Annotated in this window: 10 protein-coding genes; 8 read left to right on the top strand and 2 right to left on the bottom strand. The window is 61.4% G+C overall.

The features are described from left to right. The first annotated feature begins 34 nt into the window (after nt 1-34). From IB254_RS13970 to IB254_RS13960, 3 genes are read left to right on the top strand one after another with little or no spacing between them, the layout of a single operon-like run. Nucleotides 35-2,065 (top strand): pyridoxamine 5'-phosphate oxidase family protein, encoded by a 2,031-nt coding sequence (locus IB254_RS13970; protein ID WP_192417786.1) that lies wholly within the window; start codon nt 35-37, stop codon nt 2,063-2,065. A 42-nt stretch (nt 2,066-2,107) separates the two neighbouring features. Next, the gene (locus tag IB254_RS13965) at nt 2,108-3,304 is read left to right on the top strand and encodes a DUF3142 domain-containing protein (protein WP_192417784.1); all 1,197 of its coding nucleotides are present in this window, start codon (nt 2,108-2,110) and stop codon (nt 3,302-3,304) included. Continuing rightward, complete coding sequence (locus IB254_RS13960; protein ID WP_192417783.1) at nt 3,291-5,411, top strand: hypothetical protein; 2,121 nt, start codon at nt 3,291-3,293, stop codon at nt 5,409-5,411. The genes IB254_RS13965 and IB254_RS13960 overlap by 14 nt, the downstream gene beginning before the upstream one ends. A gap of 3 nt (nt 5,412-5,414) precedes the next feature. Here the strand turns inward: IB254_RS13960 and IB254_RS13955 are convergent, their stop codons facing one another. Next, nucleotides 5,415-6,044 carry a LysE family translocator gene (locus IB254_RS13955; RefSeq protein WP_008027508.1) on the bottom strand — a complete coding sequence of 210 codons (630 nt, stop codon included), beginning with the start codon at nt 6,042-6,044 and terminating at the stop codon, nt 5,415-5,417. A 144-nt stretch (nt 6,045-6,188) separates the two neighbouring features. Here IB254_RS13955 and IB254_RS13950 point away from each other — a divergent pair, with 144 nt between their 5' ends. Further along, the gene (locus tag IB254_RS13950) at nt 6,189-6,662 is read left to right on the top strand and encodes an Lrp/AsnC family transcriptional regulator (RefSeq protein WP_008027506.1); all 474 of its coding nucleotides are present in this window, start codon (nt 6,189-6,191) and stop codon (nt 6,660-6,662) included. A 121-nt stretch (nt 6,663-6,783) separates the two neighbouring features. Here the strand turns inward: IB254_RS13950 and lpdA are convergent, their stop codons facing one another. After that, complete coding sequence (gene lpdA, locus IB254_RS13945) at nt 6,784-8,184, bottom strand: dihydrolipoyl dehydrogenase (protein WP_192417781.1); 1,401 nt, start codon at nt 8,182-8,184, stop codon at nt 6,784-6,786. A gap of 217 nt (nt 8,185-8,401) precedes the next feature. Between lpdA and hflK (IB254_RS13940) the strand changes: the two genes are divergently transcribed. Genes hflK (IB254_RS13940) through IB254_RS13925 form a run of 4 tightly spaced genes read left to right on the top strand, consistent with a single transcriptional unit; the run spans nt 8,402 to nt 14,356 of the window. Then, nucleotides 8,402-10,360 carry a protease modulator HflK gene (gene hflK, locus IB254_RS13940; RefSeq protein WP_192417877.1) on the top strand — a complete coding sequence of 653 codons (1,959 nt, stop codon included), beginning with the start codon at nt 8,402-8,404 and terminating at the stop codon, nt 10,358-10,360. Next, nucleotides 10,357-11,394, top strand: a complete 1,038-nt coding sequence (gene hflC / locus IB254_RS13935; RefSeq protein WP_192417780.1) for a protease modulator HflC — start codon at nt 10,357-10,359, stop codon at nt 11,392-11,394. The genes hflK (IB254_RS13940) and hflC overlap by 4 nt, the downstream gene beginning before the upstream one ends. Then, the gene (hflK, locus tag IB254_RS13930) at nt 11,391-12,449 is read left to right on the top strand and encodes a protease modulator HflK (protein WP_192417778.1); all 1,059 of its coding nucleotides are present in this window, start codon (nt 11,391-11,393) and stop codon (nt 12,447-12,449) included. The genes hflC and hflK (IB254_RS13930) overlap by 4 nt, the downstream gene beginning before the upstream one ends. Continuing rightward, nucleotides 12,446-14,356, top strand: coding sequence for a cation-translocating P-type ATPase (locus IB254_RS13925; protein ID WP_192417776.1), 1,911 nt, complete (start codon nt 12,446-12,448; stop codon nt 14,354-14,356). The genes hflK (IB254_RS13930) and IB254_RS13925 overlap by 4 nt, the downstream gene beginning before the upstream one ends. Nucleotides 14,357-14,537 lie beyond the last annotated feature (181 nt).

Raw genomic sequence — 14,537 nt, 5'->3', positions numbered from 1 at the left:
TCACACTGCGCCTGACGCGCGGGGAGAAGCCGTAATGGACCAGTCAACTTGGCACGCGGGCGAAAAACAGTTGCAGGCACACGTCGGTGTTGCCGAGCGAATGGAGGAGTTGGGTCGTAGGGTGGTTCGCACTGAGATGCCGGACCAGCACCGCAAATTCTATGAGCAACTGCCGTTCATGCTGTACGGCGCAGTGGATGCCGACGGCAATCCTTGGGCGAGCATTCTTGAAGGGCAACCGGGCTTCGCTCACTCGCCCCAGCCAGGTGCGCTGCAATTCGACAGCTTGCCGGGGGCGGATGACCCGGCGCAATTGACCGATGGCGCGGCGATCGGCTTGTTGGGGATCGAACTGCACACGCGGCGGCGCAACCGCCTCAATGGTCGCGTCGGCGCCGTGACGGCGAATGGCTTCGGCGTAACGGTCGAACAGTCCTTCGGCAACTGCCCGCAATACATTCAATTGCGGCAGTTTCGTTCGGTGCCGCTGGCGGATCCCTCGACGCGCATCGCGCAGCACCTGGGCGGTCTGGATGACGCTGCCAAAGCCATGATTGCCGACGCCGATACCTTCTTCGTCGCCAGTTATGTGGATGTCGACGGTCGGCGCTCAGTGGACGTTTCCCACCGTGGCGGTCAGGCCGGTTTCGTACACGTGGAAGGTAATCGTCTGACCATCCCGGACTTCGCCGGCAATCTGTTCTTCAATACCCTGGGCAACCTGTTGATCAATCCACGGGCGGGTTTGCTGTTTATCGATTTCAACTCCGGCGACCTGCTGCACCTCAGCGGTCGTACCGAAATCATCCTTGAAGGCCCCCAAGTCGAAGCCTTTCAAGGCGCCGAGCGTCTGTGGACATTCGAGGTGGAGCAGGTGGTGCGTCGGCCTGCAGCACTGGCTCTGCGCTGGCGCTTCGACGGCGTATCGCCCACCAGTTTGCTGACGGGCACCTGGGAGCAGGCCAACGCACGCCTGCAAGCCCGGGCGCTGGGTGATCATTGGCGGCCGCTGCGGGTGGTGCGCATCGAAGCGGAAAGCCACAACATCCGCTCGATCTATCTGGAGCCCGCCGATGGCGCCGGGTTGCCGCTGTTTCAAGCGGGGCAGCATTTACCGCTGCGGTTCAACATTGGCGGTGAGGTGCATATCCGCACCTACAGCCTGTCGAGCGCGCCGTCCGATGACTTTTTCCGCATCAGTGTGAAGCGAGAAGGGCGGGTGTCTTCGCATCTGCATGAGCAGGTTCGTGTCGGTGATCTGCTGGAAGCCCGCGCGCCTCAAGGGCACTTCACCGTGGCAACCCATGAACGTCGGCCGCTGGTGTTGTTGGCCGCCGGCGTAGGCATTACGCCTTTGCTGTCGATGGTGCGGGAGGTCGTGTATCAAGGCCTGCGCACCCGGCACATTCGGCCTACATGGTTTTTCCAGAGTTCGCGCACGCTGGCTGATCAACCGTTTCGCTCCGAGCTGGATCGTTTGCTGGATGACGCCGGTGATTCGGTGCGGGTGCTGCGTCTGCTCAGTCAGCCGGAGGCCGATGCTCAGGAGGGCGAGGACTTTGACCTGACCGGACGGATCGACACCGCGTTGCTGAAGAACATCCTTGAAGTGGAGGACTACGATCAGCTGGATTTTGTACTCTGCGGGCCGGGCAGTTTTACCCAGGGGCTGTACGACAGCCTTCGGGAACTGGACATCCGTGACAGCAGGATTCACGCCGAGACCTTCGGCCCGTCGACCTTGCGTCGCCGGCCGGACCCCGACGCGGTGGTCATCGAGCAACCGCCGGCCGCGACCACGTCGGTGCCGGTGGTGTTCGAGCGTTCAGCCAAAGAAGCCAGGTGGCAACCCGAGGGCGGCAGTTTGCTGGAGCTGGCGGAAAGCCGAGGTTTGCGCCCGGAATTCAGTTGCCGCGGCGGTTCCTGCGGGACCTGTAAGACTCGCCTGATCAGCGGTCAGGTGAATTATCCACAGCCGCCAGCGGAAGTGCCGGAAGAAGGACACGTCCTGATTTGTTGTGCGATTCCGGCGCAGGGCTCGCAGCCTTTGGTGCTCGACCTGTAGCATCTGGCGGACGCTGCCTTCAGCAGCTTCCAAGGATGCTTTATGGTTTTTCTCGCTCGCCTTTCAGGCTTGCTGGTGATGCTGGCTTTGCTTAGCGGTTGTGAACGGCAGGACGCACCGCCGCTCGATCAGCAACTTTATGTATGGCAACGACAATGGACGCCGGCCCACGAAGCCGCACTCAAAGACAGCCGTGCGGATTTTTCGACCCTGCGGGTGCTGGCCTTGCAGGCGTTTCCCAAGGCGGGCTGGAACCGGGCGCGAATTGACCCGGTGCTGCTCAAACGGGATGGCCGGCCGCTGATTGCGGTGATTCGTCTCGATGGCCAGCTCAAGTCGCTGGATCAGGACGAGGTCGCTGCGCAGATCCAGCAAGTGCTCAGCGATTGGCAGGCGCAGGGGCTGCTGCTATCCGGCGTGGAAATCGACCACGATGCCGGGAACGCTCGGCTACCGGCTTATCGGAAATTCCTCACGGATTTGCGCGCGGTGCTGCCGGCTTCCATGCCGTTGAGCATTACCGCGCTGCCGGCATGGCTCGACAGTTCCGAACTGCCTGCATTGTTATCCACAGTCGATAGCAGCGTGTTGCAGGTGCATGCGGTGAGCGACCCGCGCATGGGATTGTTTGACCCGGATCAGGCCAGAAAATGGGCCAGCGCCTGGAGCCGCATCACTTCTAAACCTTTTTATCTGGCGTTGCCGGCCTATGGCGTAGCGTTGTTGCCGCAGGCCGGCGGCGCACCCGACGTGGAAAGCGAAGTGCCCATTGAGCGCGTCGGCGAGCGCCGGGAATTGCTGGCCGATCCGCAGCAACTGAGCACACTTGCCACCCAGTTGCGCGACGATCCACCGGCTCATCTGGCCGGGCTGATCTGGTTTCGCCTGCCGTTGGCCAATGATCGCCGGGCCTGGAGCCTGACGACCTTGCGCGCCGTGGCCCGTGGCGAAGCCCTCGATAGTCGCCTGACGCTGAAACTCTCGGCGCAGGATGGCCTCTATGACGTCAGCATCAGCAATCAAGGCAACCTCGACAGCGCCTGGCCCGAACGCCTGACGCTCGCCGCACGAGGTTGTGAGGGCGCCGATGCCCTGGCCGGTTATGCGTTGCAACAAAGCCCGGATCTGCTTACCTTCACCCGCCTGCGCGACGGTCGGATCCCGGCCGGTGGGCAGCGCGCCATCGGTTGGGCGCGCTGCACAAACATTGATCAAGGAGGTTCGAATGTTCACCCGTAACTGGCCCCGCCATTTGCTTTGCCTGAGCCTCGGTTTTCCACTGGGTTCGGCAGTGGCCTGCGGGCCGGATTTCCCCATGCGCCTGCTCGACAACCGGGGGCAGTCGCTGGCGGAGCTGCCGGAAGGCAACTTCCGGTTCGAGATCAGTCGTCTCGGGCAGGCGATTACGGGTTTGAAGAACGTCAGCGAAGTCGTCTACAGCATGGACGCGCCTGACTATGCCGTGCAGCGGGACGACGCCGAACAGGCTGGTTTGACGGTGCCGCAGCAGGCGTTGGTCAAACAACTGCGCACGCTGAGCGATGCTCAACAGGTCGAGGTGCAGGGCGCAAGCCTGCCGACCGAGCTCAGGCTTTATCTGGCGGGTGCCGTGGCGTTCAGCGCCGGTGACCATGGATTGGCCGCCGATTACTTCCAGAAAGTGCTCGCATTGCCAGCGGATCAACGCGCGTTGCGCAGCACGTGGGCCGCTTATTCGCTGGGCCGGGCGCTGTTTGCCATGAGCAGCGAAGCGGACGCCACGCCCGATCTGCTGACGCAGTCGCGCAAGACCTTTGAGCAGGCGCGCCAGTTGAGCATCGACGGCTTCAGCGACCCATTGGAGCTGGGCGTCGCCAGCCTCGGCGAAGAGGCGCGAGTCGCTCGCACGGCGGGCGATTGGGACAGTGCCATCGGACTCTACGCCACGCAAAACCTCCATGGTTCCGCAGTGGGTTACACCTCATTGAAGCTGTTGATGGCCGATCTGGCGGCGATGCCCGACGAGCAACTGGCCGCGTTGCTTAAAGGCAAACCGGTGCAGCAACTGGTCACGGCGTCGTTGATCAGCCGGTTGGGTTGGTCATTTGGTGATCAACCGCCGAACGAGCAAAAACTGATCAAGCTGCTGCAAAACAGCACGCGCGGCAGCCTCGACAATGCTGATCGGCTGGCCGCCGTGAATTATCAACAGGGCGATTACGCCAGCGCCAAGGCCTTCCTTGAACACGCCGGCGACGGTGGCCTGGCGTGGTGGCTGCGGGCGAAACTGGCGATGCGCGAGGGTGATAAAACGGCTGCCGCCGCCGCGTACGCCAAGGCTGCCCAGGCCTTCCCGCAGAACGAATCCTGGGGCGAGCGACGGACACCGGACTGGGATTTCGAAACGCTTCAGCCCAAGTGCCGCGTCGAGGGGGAAAGCGCGATCCTGGCGTTGCAGCGTGGGGATTATTTGCAGGCATTCGATCAGCTTTATCGCAGCAACGACATTTACTGGTTCGACGCTGCGACCGTCGCTGAGCGTGTGCTGACCGTCGATGAGCTCAAGCATTACGTCGACACTCAAGTGCCGGCGCCGCCAGCGCTGACTCAGCAGGATCGCGATAACTACGTGCCGTTGTCTGTGGCGGCGAAGTTGCGCAACCTGCTGGGGCGGCGATTGCTGCGCGAAGCGCGTTACGACGAAGCGCCAGGCTATTTCGACAATGCCGACTTGCAGGCCAAGGCCAAGTGGTACGGGGAATTGCGCCACGACGCCGAATCGAAATGGTGGCCAACCAAACGGGCATTCGCTTATTACCATGCCGCGACAGTGGCTCGTTTCGACGGAATGGAGCTGTTGGGCTACGAGATGTCTCCGGATTACGCGACTTTCGGTGGCAATTACAGTCTCGAGACTCCCGAGCTCAAGGTCGGCCCATTGATGGCCGAGGGTGAGGTGAAACGCCAGCAAGCCACGTTGGCGCAACCTGATGAGCGTTTCCATTACCGATTTGTTGCCACCGCGCTGGCGAGTAAAGCGGCTGATCTTTTACCCCACAGCAGTCAGGCTTTCGCGTCGGTGCTGTGCAAGGCTTCGTCGTGGGGTACGAACCTGCAAGAGCAAAGCGCGTTCTACCGTCGTTATGTCGAGGAAGGCCCGTATGTCGTCTGGGCGGGTGATTTCGGTCACCAATGCCAGGACCCGGACTTTCAGCGCGCCGACAAGCGCTACGTCACCCAGGTCACCGACGCCGTGCGCTCCGAGCTGCGGCCTTACAAAAAAACTTTGCAGATCGGCGGTGTGTTGGCGGTCACGGCAGCGGCATTGTTAATGATCAATCGTCGCCGCCGCCGTAAGGCGCAGTAAGGTTCAAGCCTGTTGAACAAAGGTCAGTCGCAGGGCAAAACCAATCAACAGGCTGCCAAACAACCACTGCTGTACGCGCTGGGCCGAAGGACTGCGTTGCAGCCAGCGACCAAGCGCGGCGCCGGCCAAGGCGTACGCGCTGTCGAACAACAAACCGACACTGACCAGCACCACGCCCAGGGTTGCGAATTGTGCGAGCACCGGCCCTGCATGCGGATCGATAAATTGCGGCAGCAGCACCGAGCAGAACAGCAGCGCCTTGGGGTTCAGCAGGTTGGTCAACAATCCGCGCTGAATGGCTTCGCGCCAACGAGGTTTTCCACAGGCTGAATCTGCACCGTTCAGGCTTGGGAGCATCGTGGTCCGCAGGCATTGAATGCCGATCCACAACAGGTAAGCGGCCCCGGCCAGGCGCACCATATCGAACGTCCAGGGCGCGGCCTTGAACAGTGCCGCCAGCCCCAGTGCCGCCAACGCCACGTGACAGCCCCGGGCAATGCCCAAACCCACCGCCGTGGCCAGCGCCGCACCTTTGCCCTGACGAGCGCCGGTTTGCAGCAGCAGAATCATGTCCGGGCCTGGGAGCAGGTAAACCACTGCCAGCGCCATGAAAAACAGCCAAAGCCCCGCCATGCTGCACCCCTTTCGTTGTCGATTCGGTAGCGCCAGTCTAGGGCTGAAACCCAGGGCAGGTGGTTGCGTAGTTTGCTTCTAAACAGTCTTGAATTGGCATAATCTGCCATTCTCTGACGCTTGAACCATCAGGATCTGCCAAACATGAAACTCGACGCTTACGACCGAAAAATTCTCGCGGCCCTGCAACGTGACGGTCGTCTGAGCAACGTACAACTGGCTGACGAGATTGGTCTGTCCGCGTCCCCCTGTTTGCGTCGGGTGCGGATGCTGGAGGAGGCCGGGGTGATTCGCGGCTATCAGGCCAACCTGGACCGCGATGAAGTCGGGTTGGGGCTGACGGTTTTTGTCGGGGTCAAGGTCGAGCGCCACAACGACGAACAGGCCGAAGCCTTCCGTGTGGCGGTGATGGCGTTGCCCGAGGTGATTTCGGCGTTTCTGGTGTCAGGGGAATCGGATTTTTTGTTGCAGGTGGTGGTGCCGGATTTGCGTGCTTATGACCGCTTTCTCACCGGCCGTTTGCTGAAGTTGCCGGGCGTAAGCGACATCCGCAGCAACTTTGCGATTCACACGGTGAAAACGCCGGGGGCGTTGCCGTTGGAACACTTGCCGCTCTAGACCGGGTTGCCCCCTTCGCGAGCAAGCCCGCTCCCACAATGGTTTTGTGTGCGCCACAGATCAAATGTGGGAGCGAGCCTGCTCGCGATGGCGGTAGATCAGTCTCAACAGGTCTCCAGCCCTACATCTGCGTCGCCATCCCCTCCACATTCATCGCCGCCTGACGCAAAGCCTCGGAGCGCGTCGGGTGTGGATGACAGGTCAGGGCAATGTCTTCAGCCGAAGCGCTGAACTCCATGGCCACGCAATATTCGCCAATCATTTCACTGACGCTCGGGCCTACCAGGTGCACGCCGAGAATTTCGTCGGTGCGCTCATCGGCCAGCACTTTGGCGAAGCCTTCAGTCTCGTGGTTGATCTTCGCCCGGCTGTTGGCGGTGAAGGGGAATTTACCGACCTTGTACGCGCGGCCCTCAGCCTTGAGTTGCTCTTCGGTCTTGCCGACGCTGGCCAGCTCCGGCCTGGTGTAAATGACGTTGGGGATCAGATCGTAATTGACCTCGCCTGCCTTGCCGACGATCTGCTCGATACAGGCCATGGCTTCATCTTCGGCCTTGTGCGCGAGCATCGGCCCCGACGTGACATCGCCGATGACCCACACGCCTGCCGCTTCAGTGCGATGACCCTTGTTGGCGAGCATGCCGCGTTTATCCGTGGCGAGGCCGACGTTCTCCAGCCCCAGGCCCTCGGTGTAAGGCCGGCGCCCGATGGCGACCAGCACGTAATCGGCTTCGAGTAGTTCGGCAGTACCGCCAGCGGCCGATTCGACGCTGAGCTGAACACCGTTCGCCGAAGTCGTAGCGCGGGTGACTTTCGAACTCAGCTTGAAACTGATGCCTTGCTTGCTCAACGAACGTTGCAGGGTTTTGCCCGCTTCACCGTCCACACCGGGGCAGATCCGGTCGAGAAACTCGACCACGGTCACCTGTGCGCCCAAACGCCGCCACACCGAGCCCAATTCCAGGCCAATGACCCCGGCGCCAATCACCACCAGATGCTTGGGCACTTCGGACAAAGAAAGCGCACCTGTGGAATCGAGGATGCGCGTGTTGTCGATGTCCACGCCGGGCAGGGGAGTGGGCTCGGAGCCGGTGGCAATGATGATGTCCTTGGCGCTCAGCTCAGTCTTGCCGCCCTGGCTGTCCGTCACCGTGACTTTGCCCGGCCCGTCGATATGGCCCCAGCCCTTGATCCAGTCGACCTTGTTTTTGCGGAACAGAAACTCGATGCCCTTGGTCAGCCCGGCAACACTGTCATCCTTCTGCTTCATCATTTGCGCGAGGTTCAGCGTGGGTTTGACCTCGATACCGAGATTGGCAAATTCCGCGCCCATGGCCGCGTCATACAATTCAGAAGCATGCAGCAATGCCTTGGACGGCATGCAACCGACGTTCAGACAAGTGCCGCCGAGGGTGGCGCGGCCTTCGACACAGGCGGCTTTAAGGCCCAACTGGCCGGCGCGAATTGCCGCGTTGTAGCCGCCGGGGCCTCCGCCCAGTATCACGACGTCATAGTTGCTCATGGATGTACTCCTGAATTGGATGGGAATCGGGCTGGATAAACGTAGTTCCTGAATAAAATTACGAGCGTAATATGTGCGCAGCCACGCCTTTCGGTCAAGGCTTCAGCCAAGCGACAGGTTGAGCGTCTTTAGATAAAGAGATTTAGTACGAAAATTTCACGGTTTTCGTTATATCGTAACGAATTGCGACGTGAGCAAAGAAAATCACTGGGGTGGTATGCAAGTCGATCTCGAGATTGAGGGCGCAACGGTAGCCGGGCTGCCGCGCTTTCAGCAGGCAGTCTTACAAGGGCGGCGATTGCGGCAGTTGGCAATCGGCCTCGGCGCGCTCGCAGGGGCAGGCTGGGTGCTGGCGTTTTTCGTCGGGCTGTTTGCACCGCAGTCGCTTTGGCCTGCGGTGCTGGTCAATCAGAGCGCTGGTTTGCTGGTGCTGGTCGCCGGGCTGCAATCGGCGTGGTGGGTGACACAGTGGCGTGAAAGGGCGATGAACCCGGCGATGCTCCCTGTGGAAGTCGTCGCTGAATCGCCGCCGGAAGGCTGGTATGAACGGCTGCTGGAGCGGATCAGCCAGCGATGGTTGCGGCTGCTGGCGCAGATCGGCGCCTCGACGCTGTGGCTTGGCGCTTGGGCGCTGCTGGTAGTGTTCAGCATCAATCAAGTCTGGAACCTGGCCCTGCCTCCCGCTGCGCTCGGCTTTTCCGCAAGTGTCGCGGCGGCATTGTCGTTGCTGTTGGCCTTCGGTTTGCTGGTGCTGGAACGGCAACTTGCCCAGGAAAACGTGGCCCAGTGGCCCGAAGCAGGTTCGCTGGCGCAGCTGACGCGCGTTGCAATCATCTGCCTTGTGCTGAGCGCGCTGTGCCTGTTGTTGGGCAGCGAAGCGTCGGTTTGGCCGGTACGTCTGGCTGTACTGATTGGCCTGCTGCCGGGGCTGGTCGCGGTCGAACTGCTGCTACGCGCGGTGTTGTCACTGTTCAGTCCGCAGCGTGAACAACTCGAACCTGCGTTGCTGGCGCGAAGTTTCGTCGCCGACATGCTGCGCTGGCCGCCCCAACCGTTGCTGGCGCTGCAACACGAATTACATAACCGCTTCGGCATCGATCTGCGGCAGATCTGGGCCTTCACTTACATGCGCCGGGCATTCGTTCCGGTGCTGGCGGTGGTGGCACTGGTTGGTTGGTCGCTCACCGGCATTCACGAAATTTCCCTGCAAGGGCGGGGCATCTATGAGCGTTTCGGCAAACCGGTGGAGGTCTTCGGCCCCGGTTTGCACGCAGGTCTGCCATGGCCGTTGGGCCGAGTGTTGAGTGTCGAGAACGGCGTGGTCCACGAGTTGGCCACCAGTGTTGGTGAAGCGACGGCGCCGATTGTGGCTGAACCGGCTGAAGGTCCGGCGCCGGCGACAGCCAATCGCTTATGGGACGCCAGCCATGTGAACGACAAGTCTCAGGTGATTGCCAGCAGTCGCGCCGACAAACAGAGCTTCCAGATCGTCAACATGGACGTACGTTTTGTCTATCGCATCGGCCTCACGGATCAAGCGGCGTTGGCCGCGACGTACAACAGCGCCAACGTACCGGCACTGATCCGCAGCACCGCCAGCCGGATTCTGGTGCACGACTTCGCGTCTCGTACCCTTGACGGTCTACTCGGTGAGGACAGGGTAGGGCTCGCTGAAGAGATTGGCCGCGCGGTGCAGGCGGACCTGGAAAAGCTCGACAGCGGCGTGGAGATTCTCGCGACTGTGGTTGAAGCGATTCACCCACCGGCCGGCGCGGCCAATGCTTATCACGGTGTGCAAGCGGCGCAAATTGCAGCGCAAGCCCTGATCTCGCGTGAGCGCGGCGCAGCTGCAGAGGCCACCAATCAGGCGCAATTGCAGGCCAGCATCGCACGGGATCAAGCGACGGCCAGCGCGCGTGAAATCAATGCGGCTGCGCAAGCGGCCGATCTGAAATTCAGCGCCGAGCAAAAAGCCTACGCCAGCGCGGGCCAGGCTTTCGTGCTGGAGCAGTATTTCAGCCAGCTCTCCCAAGGCCTGACCAACGCCAGGTTGCTGGTTCTCGATCATCGTCTGGGCGGCAGCGGCAACGCGCCGACCATCGACCTCCGTACTTTCACGCTGCCGGTTGACCCTGCATCGGCGCGTAAAAATGCTCAGCCAGGAGCTGCCAATTGAGCCAGTCGCACACTCACGATCACGATGATCACGCCGGCCACGATCATGGCCATGGCGGGCATCACCACGGGCATCATCACCACCACGGCGATCCGCAGGAAGCGGGTCCATTCCCGTGGCGGCGCATGGGGTGGGCGGCGTTGCTGGTGGCGTTTGCCATCGCGGCTGCAAGCCTTGTGCAGGTGCGTTCCGGCGAAGCCACGGTGATCACGCGCTTCGGTAATCCGTCGCGGGTGTTGCTGGAGCCGGGGCTGGGCTGGCGTTGGCCCGCGCCTTTTGAAGCGGCGATTCCGGTCGATTTGCGTCTGCGCACCACGTCCAGTGGTTTGCAGGATGTGGGCACGCGCGACGGTTTGCGCATCATCGTTCAGGCTTACGTGGCGTGGCAGGTGCAGGGCGATCCGGACAATGTGCAGCGCTTCATGCGCGCCGTGCAGAATCAGCCGGACGAAGCGGCGCGGCAGATTCGCACCTTCGTCGGCTCGGCGCTGGAAACCACGGCCAGCAGTTTTGATCTGGCCAATCTGGTGAACACCGATGCCAGCCAGGTACACATCGCTGATTTTGAAGCGCAGTTGCGTCAGCAAATCGATCAGCAGTTACTCGCCACGTATGGCGTTCGTGTGCTGCAAGTCGGCATCGAACGATTGACCTTGCCGTCGGTGACCCTGACCGCCACCGTCGATCGCATGCGCGCCGAGCGTGAAACAATCGCCACTGAACGCACGGCCATCGGCAAACGTGAAGCGGCGCAAATTCGCTCTGCTGCCGAGCGTGATGCGCGAATCGTCCAGGCCGATGCTACGGTAAAAGCAGCCGACATCGAGGCTCAATCCCGGGTCGAAGCCGCACAGATTTACGGCCGCGCTTACGCGGGTTCGCCGCAGCTGTATAACTTGCTGCGCTCCCTCGACACCTTGGGCACCATCGTCACGCCTGGAACCAAACTGATTCTGCGCACCGATGCCGCGCCGTTCCGGGTGTTGGTTGACGGCCCGCCGACGCTCGATAACAAGTCCGGATCGCAGCCATGAGTTTGGTTCCACGTGGAACAAATGAGTTCAGCAGCCCCTGGATTCAGGCCGGGCGATTGGCTTTTCTCGCCCTGTATGCGGTGACAGTCTTCGCCGCGTTGGCGTGGGCATTCTCCAACGTGAGGCAAATCGATCCGCAAAATCGCGCGGTGGTGTTGCACTTTGGCGCGCTGGATCGCATTCAGAATGCCGGTCTGCTGTTGGCGTGGCCGAGGCCGTTCGAGCAGGTGGTTTTGTTGCCGGCGGCGGATCGTGTGATCGAGCGTCGAGTCGATAATCTACTGCGCAGCGATGCCGCGTTGCAGGCCGACCGAGCAGCCACTTTCGCCACGCCGCTCAGTGATGCGCTGGCAGGTTCCGGTTATCTGCTGACGGGTGACGCGGGTGTGGTGCAACTGGATGTGCGGGTGTTTTACAAAGTCACCGAACCGTATGCGTTCGTTGTTCAAGGTGAACACGTGCTGCCGGCACTGGATCGCCTGGTGACTCGCAGCGCCGTGGCACTCACCGCCGCACGAGATCTGGACACCATCCTGGTGGCGCGCCCGGAGTTGATCGGCGCGGATAATCAAGCAGCGGAAAGACGCGAGCGCCTGCGCGGGGATTTGGTACAAGGCATCAATCAACGACTCGCGCAATTGACCGCAACAGGGCAGGGACTGGGGATCGAAGTGTCGCGCGTGGATGTGCAGTCGAGTCTGCCAGGACCTGCGGTCAATGCTTTCAACGCCGTTCTGACGGCAAGTCAGCAAGCCGATAAAGCCGTGGCCAATGCTCGCACTGAAGCCGAGAAACTCACTCAGGCCGCCAACGAGCAAGCCGACCGTGCGCTGCAAGTCGCTCACGCTCAAGCCAGCGAACGGCTGGCCAAAGCCTCCGCCGACACGGCCACGGTGTTGAGCCTGGCCAAGGCGCAACAACAAGGCACCGACCCGCAAATGCTGTTGCGCATTTACCGCGAACGCTTGCCGAAAATCCTCGGTCAGGCCGGCTCGGTGACCACAGTCAATCCGAAAGACGATTCCCGCCTGATCATTCAGGGAGCTGCACAATGACCGCCCAAACCGCCGCCGCACCGAGCATGTTGTCCTCGGCCGAACAACGCAGCGCTGCACGCCAACTGACCCTGGCCATGCTCGCGCTCGGCTTGCTGGCGCTCGGTTTGATCTGGCGCTGGTGGTCACCGGAGCAGACGGGTGTCAGTCAATTGCTGCTGGGTTTTGCCTCGTTGCTGGTGGCCGTGCCGGTGATGCGTTCGGCCTGGTACAGCCTGCGTTATCCCAGCTTGCACGGGATCACCGATCAGTTGATTGCGTTGGCGATGTTGGGTGCCTGGGCAACGGGTGATCTGCTGACCGCTGCGTTGTTACCGATCATCATGATCTTCGGCCATGTGTTGGAGGAGCGCAGCGTGATCGGTTCCCAGGAGGCGATTCACGCACTCGGCAAACTGACGCGCAGCCATGCGCGCAAGGTTCAGGCGGATGGCTCCATCGTCGAAGTCGACAACGGCACACTCAAGGCTGGCGACCGCGTGGAGGTCCGCGCCGGTGATCGAGTGCCGGCCGATGGTCGTGTGCTCTCCGGTCAGGCGAGTCTCGATACCGCATCGATCACTGGCGAGTCGGTGCCGGTGGAGGCGGGCGTCGGCATGACGGTGTTCGGCGGGGCGATCAACCTTGATGGCCTGCTGCGCATTGAAGTGACCCGTACCGGCAACGAATCGACACTCGGCAAAGTCATCGCGCTGATGCAAAGCGCCGAGCGTTCCAAGCCGCCAATCACCCGTTTGCTGGAGCGCTACGCCGGCAGCTATATGGTGCTGGTGTTGTTGCTGGCCGCAGTGACCTGGTTCATCACCAACGATGCGCAAGCGATGCTCGCGGTGTTGGTGGCAGCCTGTCCGTGTGCGTTGGTGTTGTCGGCACCGGCCACGGCGATTGCCGGCGTTGCGGTTGCCGCACGACACGGGATTCTGATCCGCAGTTCGGCGTTTCTCGAGGAGTTGGCGGATCTGACGTCGCTGGTGGTCGACAAGACCGGGACGCTGACCTTCGGCACCTTGCGCCTGCAATCGATCGACAGTCCGCTGGAAGATCGCAACCACGTGTTGAAACTGGCCGCCAGCCTGGGTTCTGCCAGCAGTCACCCGGTCAGTCGCGCGCTCGCCGGGTTGGTTACTCAGGAACATTTTCTGCTGCTCACGGACATTCACGAACGTCAGGGCCTGGGCGTGGTAGCGATGACCGAACAAGGCGAAGCAGCACTCGGGCGACCGGAGTTGTTTGCGCAATTGGCGATCGCCACTTCTGCCGTTCCCGAACACGATGGCCCAATTGCCGGGTTGGCGCTCAACGGTGAGTTCCTGGCCTGGCTGTTGCTCGCGGACAGTGTCAAACCTGAAGCGCGGTTCGCCTTGAGTGAGTTGCGTGAACTTGGATTGGGCCGGCAATTGCTGCTCACCGGCGATCGCCAAAGCGTCGCGAATACGTTGGCCCTGGATGTCGGTATCAGCGATGTCGAAGCCCAGGCCTTGCCCGAGGACAAACTCAACCGTGTGCTGAAAGAAATCGGCAGCGGCTTCCGGCCGATGGTAGTCGGGGATGGCATCAATGATTCGCTGGCACTCAAGGCCGGTGTGGTGGGCGTCGCCATGGGCGCGGGCGGGGCGGATATTGCCTTGGCTTCAGCCGACATCGTGCTGATCGGCAGCGACCTGCGTCGGCTCGGCACTTGCGTACGTTTGAGTCGCCAATGCCGGCAAACCTTGCAGGTCAACGTGATTATCGGTCTCGGCTGGACACTGGCAATTGTCGCTTTCGCTGCCTTCGGCTGGCTCGGTGCGGCAGGGGCGATGATTGCTGCGCTGCTGCATAACTTGAGTACGTTGCTGGTATTGGGCAACGCCGGGCGGCTGCTGCGTTTCCAAGAGCCGTTGCTCAAGATGAAGGAAGACGTCTGAGCGATGTGAACATTTCAGAACTGTGCGCGAAATTCGCAGTCATCTAGTGTGAGGGCAATCACTTCTGTGATTTTGCGGCGTTTGTTTCCAGTGCTGCAAATCATAGAAGACGGCTATTAAATCGATAGCCTGCTATTTTTCAAGGATGGTCTACCCTCACATCAGACGTCTGAAACAAGGG

Source organism: Pseudomonas sp. PDM03, assembly GCF_014852385.1.
GTDB classification, from domain to species: Bacteria; Pseudomonadota; Gammaproteobacteria; order Pseudomonadales; family Pseudomonadaceae; genus Aquipseudomonas; species Aquipseudomonas migulae.
Note: the sequence above shows the minus strand (reverse complement) of the source record. Positions and strands in the feature narration are given on the sequence as shown.

Bases quoted from the DNA above. Each gene is read 5' to 3' on its own strand.
- IB254_RS13970 (WP_192417786.1), top strand. From the start codon at position 35: ATGGACCAGTCAACTTGGCACGCGGGCGAAAAACAGTTGCAGGCACAC.
- IB254_RS13965 (WP_192417784.1), top strand. From the start codon at position 2,108: ATGGTTTTTCTCGCTCGCCTTTCAGGCTTGCTGGTGATGCTGGCTTTG.
- IB254_RS13960 (WP_192417783.1), top strand. From the start codon at position 3,291: ATGTTCACCCGTAACTGGCCCCGCCATTTGCTTTGCCTGAGCCTCGGT.
- IB254_RS13955 (WP_008027508.1), bottom strand. From the start codon at position 6,044: ATGGCGGGGCTTTGGCTGTTTTTCATGGCGCTGGCAGTGGTTTACCTG.
- IB254_RS13950 (WP_008027506.1), top strand. From the start codon at position 6,189: ATGAAACTCGACGCTTACGACCGAAAAATTCTCGCGGCCCTGCAACGT.
- lpdA (WP_192417781.1), bottom strand. From the start codon at position 8,184: ATGAGCAACTATGACGTCGTGATACTGGGCGGAGGCCCCGGCGGCTAC.
- hflK (WP_192417877.1), top strand. From the start codon at position 8,402: ATGCAAGTCGATCTCGAGATTGAGGGCGCAACGGTAGCCGGGCTGCCG.
- hflK (WP_192417778.1), top strand. From the start codon at position 11,391: ATGAGTTTGGTTCCACGTGGAACAAATGAGTTCAGCAGCCCCTGGATT.
- IB254_RS13925 (WP_192417776.1), top strand. From the start codon at position 12,446: ATGACCGCCCAAACCGCCGCCGCACCGAGCATGTTGTCCTCGGCCGAA.